The following is an 11,032-nucleotide window of genomic DNA, read 5'->3' on the forward strand; positions in this document are numbered from 1 at the left end:
ATGTCGGCGCTCCGCGGCATCACCGAGTACACGCCGGCCGAGTGCACCTTCACGGCCCTCGCAGGCACGCCGGTGGCCGAGGTGGTACACGCGCTCCGGGCGCACGGCCACGTGCTGCCGTTCGATCCGCCGCTGGTCGACGCAGGGGCGACGCTGGGCGGCACGGTGGCCGCCGGCATCAATGGCCCCTGCCGGTATCGCTTCGGCGGCATCCGCGACTTCCTGATCGGCGCGCGCATCGTCGATGGGCGCGGACGCGTGATCCGGGGTGGCGGCGCGGTGGTCAAGAACGCGGCAGGGTTCCTGATCCACCAGGCGCTGGTCGGCAGTTGCGGCCGACTCGGCGTGCTGGCCGAACTCACGTTCAAGGTGTTCCCGGAGCCGCCGGCACACGTCACGATCGGCGTCGGCATCGGCGACACGCGCTCGGCACTCCGCGTGCTCTCGGCCGTCCAGGCGGCGCGCATCGACGCCGAGGCCCTCGACGTGGAAGCAGGCAGGCGCGTGTGGGTCCGCATCGGCGGGTTCCCCGAGGCCTTGCCCGCCCGCATCGAAGCGCTCCGTCGCGTGCTCGGCCCGTCGTGCGAGATCCTCGGTGGCGACGACGATGCACGGCTGTGGCAGGCGGCGGGTGAGTTCGCGTGGGCACCTGCCGACCTCGCGCTCGTCCGTGTGCCGACCTCGCCCTCGTCCATCGCGGACCTCGACGCGGCGATGGCGCACCTCGGGCATCTCCGTCGCATCAGCGTGGGTGGACACCTGCTGTGGGTGGCCTGCGCGTGGTCGGAGGTCGAGCCGCTCGACGCCGTGCTGCGCGAGCGTGGGGCTGTCGGGCAGGTCCTGCGCGGCCCGCACGGCCGGCCCTTCGTCGGCGCACGCGCCGACTCTCCGGTCGAGGCACGTCTCAAGGCCGTGCTCGACCCCGACGGACGCTTCCAACAGGCGGGCAACGACAGCCGGCCCGCCTGAATGCTGAGTTCACAATTCAGAAGGCAGACGCGCCCGAGCGTCACTAGACGTGAACCTCTGAACCCTTTGAACTTTGAACTTTGAATTCTGAACTCTGACTTTCGAACTTCTTCGAACCTCTTCGAACTTCCAACTCTGAATTCTGAACTCTGAATTCTGAATTACTGCTGATATGCAGCACCGCATCCCACCCGAGCCGGCCACACCCGCACGCGCCGCCATGGCGCACGCCATCGAGACGTGCGTCCATTGCGGCTTCTGCCTGGCTGCGTGCCCGACCTACCAGGTGCTCGGTGAGGAGCGCGACTCGCCGCGCGGCCGCATCGTGCTCATGAAGCAGGTGCTCGAGGGCGACCTGGCGCTCGAGGAGGCACGGCCGCACATCGACAGGTGCCTGGGCTGCCTCGCCTGCGTCACCGCCTGCCCCTCCGGGGTGCCGTACGGCGAGTTGCTCACGCCCTTCCGCGCCGAGGCCGGGGAACAGGCCACGACGATCGTCGACCGCCTGCGCCGGCGTGTGCTGCTCGACACGCTGGAGTCGCCGTCGCGGTTCCGCACGGCGGTGCAGGTCGGACAGTTCGCACAGCGCGTGGCGCCATTCATCCCGTCGGCCGCCCAGCCGATGCTGAAGCTGTTGCCGGATGCCCTGCCTCCTGCCGCTCCGCTGCCGTCGCTCGTGCCGGCGGAGGGCACGCGGCGGGCGCGCGTCGCACTGCTCGCCGGCTGCGCGCAGCAGGTCCTCTCGCCCGACATCAACCACGCCGCGATTCGTGTACTGGCCGCCAATGGCGTCGAGGTGGTGGTGCCGCCCGGCCAGGGCTGTTGCGGCGCGCTCGCCCTGCACGTGGGCGACGACGACCGCGCCTACGCGCATGCCACTGCCGCTGCCCGCGCGTTCCCGGCCGATGTCGACGCGATCGTCACCACGGCTGCCGGCTGCGGGTCGGCGATGAAGGAGTACGGGCACGCGTTCGCCGGGCGTGACCAGGCCGACGCGCTCTCCGCCTGCGGGAGCCGCGTGCAGGACGTGGCGGAGTTCCTCGACGCCATCGGGCTCGTGGCGCCGATGTGCATGCGCACGCCCACGGTGGTCGCGTACCACGACGCCTGCCACTTGGCCCATGCGCAGGGCGTCAGGCAGGCGCCGCGCGCGCTGCTGTCGCAGGTGGACGGCCTTCGGGTCGTCGAGGTGCCGCAGGGAGACTTCTGCTGTGGGTCCGCGGGCCTGTACAACGTGGAGCAGCCGGACCTGGCCGCCGAACTCGGGCGACGCAAGGCCGAGGCGATCCGCTCGACCGGCGCCACCGCCGTCGCCGCCGGCAACATCGGCTGCCTCGTGCAGATCGCCACGCACCTGCAGGCCGGCACGCCCGCCATCGCGGTCCGCCACACCGTGGAGGTGATGGCGGAATCGCTCCTCGACGGGTAGGGCGCGGTCTCCGACCGCGCCGCTGTCGATAGCGGCGGGGTGGGACACCCCGCCCTACCGGTGTCCATGCGATCATCCAAGGCCATGTCCCGACGCCTTGCCGCGCTGCTGATCCTGCTCGCCCTCCCCGCTTTCGGCCCGTCCCCGGTGAAAGGACAGGCGCCCAGCCCCGACTTCAAGGCCCTCGAAGACGAGACGATGCGCCACTTCCAGGCCATCCTGCGTCTCGACACGAGTAATCCTCCGGGGAATGAGGGCCTGGTCGTCGACTACCTGGACGGCGTGCTGAAGGCCGCGGGCATCGAGACGAAACGCTTCGCCAACGACCCGAAGCGGCCCAACCTGGTGGCGCGGCTGAAGGGGTCGGGCAAGAAGAAGCCGCTGCTGATCATGGGCCACACCGACGTCGTCAAGGTCGACGCGGCGAAGTGGACGCACCCGCCCTTCTCGGCCACCCGCGACGGCGGCTACGTGTACGGGCGTGGCACCGTCGACGACAAGGACAACGTCGTCGCGGCGCTGATGGTGATGCTGCAGCTCAAGCGGTCGAACGTGCCGCTCGACCGCGACGTGATCTTCCTCGCCGAGGCCGGCGAGGAAGCCAGCACCCAGGTCGGCATCAAGTTCATGGTCGACGAGCACTGGCCCGAGATCGACGCCGAGTACTGCCTGGCCGAGGGCGGCGGCGTGACGCGCACGGGCGGGCAGGTGCGCTTCGCCACCGTGCAGTCGTCCGAGAAGATTCCGTACGGTGTCACGCTCACGGCGAAGGGACCGTCGGGCCATGGGTCGGTGCCGCTGCGGACCAACGCCGTGGTGCACCTGGCCCGCGCGGTGACGAAGCTGTCGGACTGGCAGTCGCCGATGCGCCTGAACGACACGACGCGCGCCTACTTCCAGCGCCTCGCGACGATCAGCGGCGCGGAGGATGCGCAGCGGTACCGCGACCTGCTCGACCCGTCGAAGGCCGGCGCCGTGCAGGAGCACCTGGCGACGCGCGAACCGCGCCACCACTCGATGCTGCGCACGTCGGTCTCGCCCAACATCCTCGACGGTGGCTTCCAGGTGAACGTCATCCCGTCAGAGGCCAAGGCCACGCTCGACGTTCGCGCCCTGCCCGACGAGGACCTCGAGGCCTTCCTCGAACAGTTGCGCAAGGTGATCGACGACCCCGCCGTGACTGTGGCACGCAACGAGCGCAACACGCGCCCGGGGGCGCCGCCGTCGCGCATCGACTCCGAGGCCTTCGCCGCCATCGAAGCCGCCATCGTCGAGACGTACGGCAAGGTGACGACGCTGCCGACGATGAGCACGGGGGCGACCGACATGGCATTCCTGCGCGCCAAGGGCATGCAGTGCTACGGCATCGGGCCGATGACCGACAGCGAGGACGGCCCGAAGGGGTTCGGCGCGCACAGCGACCAGGAGCGCATCCTCGAGTCGTCGCTGCACGCCTTCGTGCGCTTCAACTGGGACGTCGTGGTGCGTCTCGCCCGAGCACGCTAGCGCGATGGAAGGTCCCGTGTCCGGTCGGCTGATGGCGCAGGCGCTGTGCCTGCTGGTGGTCATGGTGCAGGTGATGGCCTGCGGTGGGGACAAGGCGACGTCGTCGACGCCCACGGGGCCGTCGCCCACGCCGGTGCCCGGCGGCGGCAGCTGGCAACTCGTGTTCTCGGACGAGTTCGACACGCCGGGCACGCCCGATCCGTCGAAGTGGGGCTACGAGCTCGGGTACATCCGCAACAACGAGCTGCAGTTCTACACCTCGCGACCGGCGAACGTGCGCGCCGAGGGTGGCACGCTGGTCATCGAGGGGCGCAAGGAGCCGTTCCAGGGCTACGGGTACACGTCGGCGAGCATCAACACGCTGGGCCGGTTCGAGTTCCTGTACGGACGCGTCGAGGTACGGGCGCAGTTGCCGACCGGCAACGGCGCGTGGCCGGCGATCTGGATGCTGGGCGTGAACCGCCTGCAGGTCGGCTGGCCCACGTGCGGCGAGATCGACATCATGGAGTACGTCGGCTTCGACCCGAATCGCGTGCATGGCACGGTGCACACGGCGCTCTACAGCCGCGGCGCGCACAAGACGTCGAGCATCTCGGTGGCCAACCCGTGGGAGGGCTTCCACGTGTACGCCATGGAGTGGTACCCCGACCGTATCGAGATCTTCCTCGACGGCCAGCGCTACTTCACGTTCCGCAACGAGGGCACGGGCAACGCGACGTGGCCGTTCGACAAGCCGCAGTACCTGCTGCTGAACCTCGCCATCGGCGGGTCGTGGGGCGGGCAGCGGGGCATCGACGACTCGCGGTTCCCCCATCGCTACCTCATCGATTACGTGCGGATCTACCAGCAGCGGTGACGTCGGGGGTATCGTGGGGCCCTCATGACTCGCCGATTCCTGTCCGCGCTCGCCTGCCTGCTGGTGGGCGCCGCCTGCTCGCGCCCCGCCTCGCCGACCTACGACCTGGTCATCGCCAACGGGCGTGTCATCGACCCGGCGTCGGGCCTGGACGCCCCCCGGCATGTGGGCGTGCGTGGCGGCCGCATCGAGGCCCTCTCGGAGACTCCCCTCACGGGCACGCGCGTCATCGACGCGAAGGGTCATGTGGTCGCACCGGGCTTCATCGACCTGCACGAGCACGGGCAGCAGGAGGAGTCGTACCGGATGATGGTGCGGGACGGCGTGACGTCGGCCTTCGAGCTCGAGGTCGGCACGGGTGACGTCGCCGCCTGGTACGCCGAGCGGGCGAACCGGCAGATCGTCAATCACGGCGTCGCCATCGGCCACATCAAGGCGCGCATGAAGGTGCTTGGCGACCCGAGCACCAGCCTGCTGCCGAAGGGCATCGGCGGCAGCGGCACGGCCACCGAGGCGCAGTTGGCCGAGATGGAGGCGATGCTCCGCAAGGGCCTGGCGGAAGGCGCGGTGGCGATGGGCTTCGGCAGCGCCTACACACCGGGCGCGCCGATCGCCGAGTTCGAACGCATGTTCCGCGTGGCGGCGCAGGGCGGCGCCTCGGCGCACATCCACATGCGCGGTGGCCTGGCGGGCCTGCACGAGACGATCGCCGCCGCGAAGGCCGCGGGCGCGAAGCTGCACGTGGTGCACGTCAACTCGTCGGCCGCCGACGAGATCGAGGGCTTCCTCACGGCCATCGCCGCGGCGCAGACCGCCGGGCAGGACGTGACGACCGAGGCCTACCCCTACGGCGCCGGGATGACCGAGATTGCCTCGGCGATCTTCGACGACTGGGAGACGTGGCCCGACGAGAAGTTCGGCCAGCACCAGCTCGTGTCGACGGGCGAGCGGCTCACGCGCGCGACGTTTGCGACCGCGCGCAAGGCCGGCGGCACGATCATCATCCACGCGCGATCCGAGGCGCAGACGCGCACCGCCATCGTGAGCCCGCTGACGATGGTCGCCAGCGACGGCTTCATCGAGCACGGCAAGGGCCATCCGCGCACCTCGGGCACGTACGCCAAGGTGCTCGGCCGCTTCGTGCGCGACGAGCGCGCGATCCCGCTGATGGACGCCCTCCGGCGGATGACGCTGCTGCCGGCGCAGCGCCTCGAGGCCCGGGTGCCTGCCATGAAGACCAAGGGGCGACTGAGCGTTGGCGCCGATGCCGACATCACGGTCTTCGATCCGGCCACGGTGATCGACCGCGCCACCTACGAGGACGCCAGCATTCCCTCGGCCGGCATTCCCTGGGTGATCGTCAACGGCGAGGTGGTCGTGGACCGCGGCGAGGTGACCGCCGCGCGTCCGGGCCGCGCCATCCGCGCGCCGCAGTCGGCGCCAGGCCCCTGAACGAAATGGTAGAGTAATGGCATGCGCACTACCATTGATGGTGCCGGACGAGTTGTCATTCCGAAACCCATCCGTGATCGGCTAGGCCTCGAGGCCGGCGGTTCAGTGGAGATTCGTGAGCGCGACGGACTGCTCGAGCTCGTTCCTGCGGCCTCGGCAATGTCACTGGAGCGCAGGTCCGGAGGGCTCGTTGCGGTGCCGGCGGAACCACTACCGCCGCTCACCGATGCGATGGTGCGGGCCACCATCGAGGGGACCCGCCGGTGATTGCCGTCGACACCAGCGTGGTGGTGGCGGCCTTTGCCACATGGCACGAGGGGCACGCGGCCGCCGCGGCCGTGCTCGGTCGCGGACCACGCATCCCTGCGCATGTCGTGCTCGAGACCTATTCGGTGCTCACGCGGTTGCCTCCACCTCATCGCGCGCCAGCCGACGTGGTCGGAGCGTTCCTGACAGGGCGGTTCCGCGAAGCCCCGCTGGCACTGCCGGCGCGCGGGTACCAGGCCATCGTCGAACTGGCGAGCCGTGAGGGCATCACCGGGGGCGCGATTTACGATGCAGTGATCGCCGCAACGGCGCTGCATGCCGGCGCCACACTCGTCACGCGCGACGAGCGAGCGCGCGTCACGTACGACCGCGTGCGTGTGCCGTACGAACTCCTGGACTGAGCGAATGGACCTGCGCACGGTGCCCGCTACCTCGCCCCTCTCGCTGTACCGCTATCGCGACGGCCTGTACGCCGCCGATCTGCTGGCGGCGGCGATCGTCGAGTTCGACCTGTTCACGTGGATCGACGCCCATCCCTCGACCGTCGAGGAGCTGTGCGCGCACTTCGGGTTCCATCCCCGGGCCGCCGACGTGCTCGTGACGCTGCTGGTGGCCCGCGAGTACCTGGTGCGCGACGGCGACGTGCTGCACACGACGGCGCTTGCTCGCGAGCACCTCGTGGCGGGCTCGCCCTGGTACCTCGGGCCGTACTACGGCGCGCTGAAGGAGCGGCCGTTCGTCCAGGACTTCGCGCGCGTGCTGCGCACCGGCCAGCCGGCCACCTGGGGTGGCGGCGCTCATGGCCAGGACTGGCACGCGGCGATGGAAGACGAGGCGTTCGCACGCCGGTTCACGGCGGCGATGGATTGCCGCGGCCTCTACCTGGGCGAAGCGCTGGCGCGTGCCGTCGACCTGTCGGGGCACCACCAGTTGCTGGATGTAGGCGGCGGATCGGGCGTCTACGCGTGCGCCTTCGTCGCGCGCTATCCGCAGTTGCGCGCCACGGTGCTCGACCAGGCGCCGGTGGCGCGCGTGGCGGGCCTGCTGGTCGGGGAACGCGGCTTCGCGGCGGCCATCGACGTGCATGCGGCCAACTTCTTCGTCGAGCCGTTGCCCGGCGGCCACGACGTGCACCTGTTCTCGAACGTGCTGCACGACTGGGACACGCCGCAGGTGCGCCACCTGATCGCCGCCTCGTTCACGGCGCTGCCGCCCGGCGGGCTGCTGGTGATCCACGACGCGTTCGTGAACGCCGACAAGAGCGGGCCGATCGCCGTCGCCGAGTACTCGGCCCTGCTGATGCATGCCTCGCAGGGCAAGTGCTACGCGACCTCCGAGTACGCGCAGCACCTGGCCGACGCCGGCTTCGTCGACGTGACGCACGCCGACACGGTGGCCGATCGCGGCGTGATGACGGCGCGACGACCGATCTAGCAGCGCACTGGGAACGCTCCCGCGCTGCCATTCTGAATTCAGAATGGAGGGGCTGCGATTCCCGTGAAGCTCGGCGCCCTCTCCATTCGGAACTCTGAATTCCGAACTACAGGGCGGAACTGTTCAGCGCCCTGCGAGCGGTGGGTCTGCGGCTGGCGCGGGCCGCTCACGACGCGGGCGACGCGGCCGGGGCCTCCGGCCCATCGGTCGCAGGCGCCAGGCCCACCTCGCCGTATCGCGTGAACACGTCGATGACGCGGGCGCGCTCGGGTACGTCGGCGAGGTCGATGCGCGTCACCGCGCCGTTGAACGCGGTCAGCGTGATGGACGTGTCGTCGGCCATGATGGCCGACATGTCGGCCCATTCCCCGCGGATGCGCGAGAACGGGTTCCGACGGATGTCGAAGCCCACCTCGTCGACGATCAGACGGCGGCGCGCAGCGACGCGGGTATGGAACAGGCCGAGCGCGAGGAGGAGAAGGCCGAGGCCGGCGTAGGCCAGGGGCAGCCCGACCTTGCCGCGGTGGTGCAGGTGGGCCGCCTCGATGAAGGTCACGACGCCGGCAAACACGTCCACCCAGTTGATGCCGTGCGCCGCGTGAGGCTCGTGCGTCGCTGGCACCCCACGCAGGGCCCGCATCTCACGCACGAACGCGACCAGCAGCAGCGCGCCGGCCACCAGCGCCAGGTAGTCGATCCAGCTGGCGTGATGCCCGTCCGCGATGGCCTCCCACCCGGTGAGCGCGAGGGTGAGGCCGACGAGCACGTGACGCGCACCCTGCATGCGCTGCACGCGGGCGGTGCGCCGCGACGAGAACACCACCGTCTCTGCCACCCGGGCATCCTACCTCAGCCGCGCGGTGTCACCCCGGGGCGGTGGCCTGCATCTTCCTTGTGACCATGACTCCGACCGATCCCACGTACGGCTACACGACCCACCTGCCCGGCGTCTCGTTCGCCGACGCGCGCACCCGCATCACCGACGCCCTCAAGGCCCAGGGATTCGGCGTGCTCACCGAGATCGACATCGCGGCGACGATGAAGGCCAAGCTCGACAAGGACTTCCGCCAGTACGTGATCCTCGGGGCCTGCAACCCGAATCTCGCCTTCAAGGCGCTCTCGGCCGAGCTCGGCATCGGGCTGATGCTCCCCTGCAACGTCTGTGTGTGGGAGGAGGACGGCGGCTCGGTCGTGTCGATCGTCAAGCCCAGCGCGATGTTCCAGGTTGTGCAGGCCGACGCCCTCGACGAGGTCATGCGCGAGGCCGACGACCGCCTCCAGAAGGCCCTTGCGGCCGTCCAGGCCTGACACGACAACGGGGGCGCCTCCGCTCGGAAAGCGCCCCCGTCAACAGCAGGCTCTCAGGTGTCGGGGCTCGGGGCTCGGGGCTCGGGACCTGACCAGCCCTTCCGCTACCCGTTACCCGCTACCCGTTACCCGATTCCCCGCTACGTCGTCTTCAGAATCCCGTCCCACCCCTTGCGGAAGACGGGACGCTTGATGAACGGCGCGGCCTCGGGCGCGTTGGTGGCGCGCATCGTCCGCCAGTCCCACTCGATCTTCTTGCCCGTGCGGTACGCCACGTTGCCGAGGTGATTGGCCTCCGTCGTCCAGGCGGCGTACTGGAAGTTCGATCCCGGTACGGGGCCTTTGCCCTTGATCGCGTCGACCCACTCCACCCAGTGGCCGGGCGAACGCGGCAGCGTCTCGGCGGGCGCCGGGTGATCCACCACCTTGCCGTCCTGCACGAGCTTGCCGTTGCCGAGCAGGCTGCCCTTCTCGCCGTGGAAGATGCACGAGCGCTTGCCCCAGGCCTCGCTCCAGCCCTCGGGCTTCACGTCGCCCTGGTACCACACGAGCGTGAGCTTCTCGCCGCCGGCTCCCTCGTACTCGTAAGTGGCCTTCAGCGTCGCCGGCGCGAGTTCCGGATGTGGCGTCGGCACGTTCGGCGACACGGCGTGAACCGACTTCGGCGCGAGGTAGCGGCCGGCCTTCGGGTCGGTCTTCCACAGGTACTCGAGCACCGTGTACGGCACGTCGTTGTCGTGGCTGCCGAGGTCGCTCATGGTGCCGTTGCCGAAGTCCCACCAGCGGTACCAGCGCGGGCCCGGGAAGTAGGTGGCGTGATACGGGCGCACCGGCGCGGGGCCGATCCAGAGGTCGAAGTGCAGGTTGGCCGGCGCTTCCATCGGCTCGCGGAAGCGGTCGACGATCTGGATGCCGTTGTAGAAGCCGTGCGGCTTGTCGTACTTCTCCGCCGAGGCTGCGTCCTGCAGGCCCCAGGCGCGGTCGGCCCACACGTGCACTTCCTTGACCTTGCCGATGACGCCCGTGTCGAGGATCTCGCGGATGGTGCGGCGCATGGGCGAGGCGTGCCCCTGGTTGCCCATCTGCGTCATCAGCTTCGGGAACCGGCGCGACGTCTCGCGGACGAGGCGCGTTTCCCAGATGTTGTAGGCGAGCGGCTTCTCGCAGTACACGTGCTTGCCGTGCGTGAGCGCCAGGTAGGTGGCAAACACGTGCGTGTGCTCGGCGGTCGCCACGACCACCGAGTCGAACGCGCCGTGGTTGTCGAACACCTTGCGGAGGTCGTTGAACTTCGCGGCCTTGGGATAACGCACGCCGGCCGCGTCGACCGACTCCTGGTTGATGTCGCAGAGGGCGACGATGTTCTCGTCGGGATGGCGGTCGAGCGGGCCGCTGCCGTCGGTGCGCTTGGGGGGATTGGCCGGATCGAGCGTCAGCTCGTTCAAGCTGGCGCGCCCGCGACCACCCGCGCCGATGACGGCGATGTTCAGCTTGCTGTTGAGGTTCTGGCCGCGCAGGAACGCCGGCGCCTGCGCCAACACCACCCCGGTGGCCATCGCGCGGCCCACGAACTCTCGCCGCGTGACCTGCCGGACCCCGGTCCAGATCGTCGTCTTCTTCACTGTGTGCTCCTGACCGCATCGGCTGGCCGCGCGCGCCCATGGGAAGGACGGGCCGTCGCGAGGTCGATTCGAAACCGATGGGCGCATTCTGATGCGGATCGCCACGGGACGGCAACAGGGTCGGGTAGCGGGGAGCGGGTCACGGGTAGCGGGCACCCCACTGCCGACTGCCGACTGCCGACTGCCGAC

Annotated in this window: 11 protein-coding genes; 9 read left to right on the forward strand and 2 right to left on the reverse strand. The window is 69.9% G+C overall.

Annotation, left to right across the window (positions count from 1 at the left end; genetic code table 11):
- From ACIRDX_RS16295 to ACIRDX_RS16330, 8 genes are all read left to right on the forward strand, one after another.
- On the forward strand, nucleotides 1-969 hold a 969-nt coding region (locus ACIRDX_RS16295), incomplete at its 5' end, for an FAD-binding protein (protein WP_396626495.1).
- A 172-nt stretch (nucleotides 970-1,141) separates the two neighbouring features.
- On the forward strand, nucleotides 1,142-2,398 hold the full coding sequence (locus tag ACIRDX_RS16300) for a (Fe-S)-binding protein (RefSeq protein ID WP_396626496.1): 1,257 nt from the start codon (nucleotides 1,142-1,144) through the stop codon (nucleotides 2,396-2,398).
- An 84-nt stretch (nucleotides 2,399-2,482) separates the two neighbouring features.
- Entirely contained in the window at nucleotides 2,483-3,904 is a 1,422-nt protein-coding gene (locus ACIRDX_RS16305) for a M20/M25/M40 family metallo-hydrolase (protein WP_396626497.1), read from the forward strand.
- Between the two features lie 4 nt (nucleotides 3,905-3,908).
- Nucleotides 3,909-4,760, forward strand: coding sequence for a family 16 glycosylhydrolase (locus ACIRDX_RS16310; RefSeq protein WP_396626498.1), 852 nt, complete (start codon nucleotides 3,909-3,911; stop codon nucleotides 4,758-4,760).
- A gap of 24 nt (nucleotides 4,761-4,784) precedes the next feature.
- Nucleotides 4,785-6,212, forward strand: a complete 1,428-nt coding sequence (locus ACIRDX_RS16315) for an amidohydrolase family protein (protein WP_396626499.1) — start codon at nucleotides 4,785-4,787, stop codon at nucleotides 6,210-6,212.
- A gap of 21 nt (nucleotides 6,213-6,233) precedes the next feature.
- A complete protein-coding gene (locus ACIRDX_RS16320; protein WP_396626500.1) occupies nucleotides 6,234-6,479 on the forward strand; it encodes an AbrB/MazE/SpoVT family DNA-binding domain-containing protein in 246 nt (81 codons plus the stop codon).
- Nucleotides 6,476-6,880: a PIN domain-containing protein gene (locus ACIRDX_RS16325; protein WP_396626501.1), complete on the forward strand. Its 405-nt coding sequence runs from the start codon at nucleotides 6,476-6,478 to the stop codon at nucleotides 6,878-6,880. The genes ACIRDX_RS16320 and ACIRDX_RS16325 overlap by 4 nt, the downstream gene beginning before the upstream one ends.
- A gap of 4 nt (nucleotides 6,881-6,884) precedes the next feature.
- Nucleotides 6,885-7,913: a methyltransferase gene (locus ACIRDX_RS16330; protein ID WP_396626502.1), complete on the forward strand. Its 1,029-nt coding sequence runs from the start codon at nucleotides 6,885-6,887 to the stop codon at nucleotides 7,911-7,913.
- A gap of 166 nt (nucleotides 7,914-8,079) precedes the next feature.
- On the opposite strand, the gene ACIRDX_RS16335 is transcribed toward ACIRDX_RS16330, so the two are convergent.
- Entirely contained in the window at nucleotides 8,080-8,748 is a 669-nt protein-coding gene (locus ACIRDX_RS16335) for a hypothetical protein (protein ID WP_396626503.1), read from the reverse strand.
- A gap of 65 nt (nucleotides 8,749-8,813) precedes the next feature.
- Here ACIRDX_RS16335 and ACIRDX_RS16340 point away from each other — a divergent pair, with 65 nt between their 5' ends.
- Nucleotides 8,814-9,221, forward strand: a complete 408-nt coding sequence (locus ACIRDX_RS16340; RefSeq protein WP_396626504.1) for a DUF302 domain-containing protein — start codon at nucleotides 8,814-8,816, stop codon at nucleotides 9,219-9,221.
- A gap of 140 nt (nucleotides 9,222-9,361) precedes the next feature.
- Here the strand turns inward: ACIRDX_RS16340 and ACIRDX_RS16345 are convergent, their stop codons facing one another.
- Nucleotides 9,362-10,843 (reverse strand): Gfo/Idh/MocA family protein, encoded by a 1,482-nt coding sequence (locus ACIRDX_RS16345; RefSeq protein WP_396626505.1) that lies wholly within the window; start codon nucleotides 10,841-10,843, stop codon nucleotides 9,362-9,364.
- Nucleotides 10,844-11,032 lie beyond the last annotated feature (189 nt).

Origin of the sequence: Luteitalea sp. (assembly GCF_044337415.1) — a bacterium.
Classification (GTDB): domain Bacteria; phylum Acidobacteriota; class Vicinamibacteria; order Vicinamibacterales; family Vicinamibacteraceae; genus Luteitalea.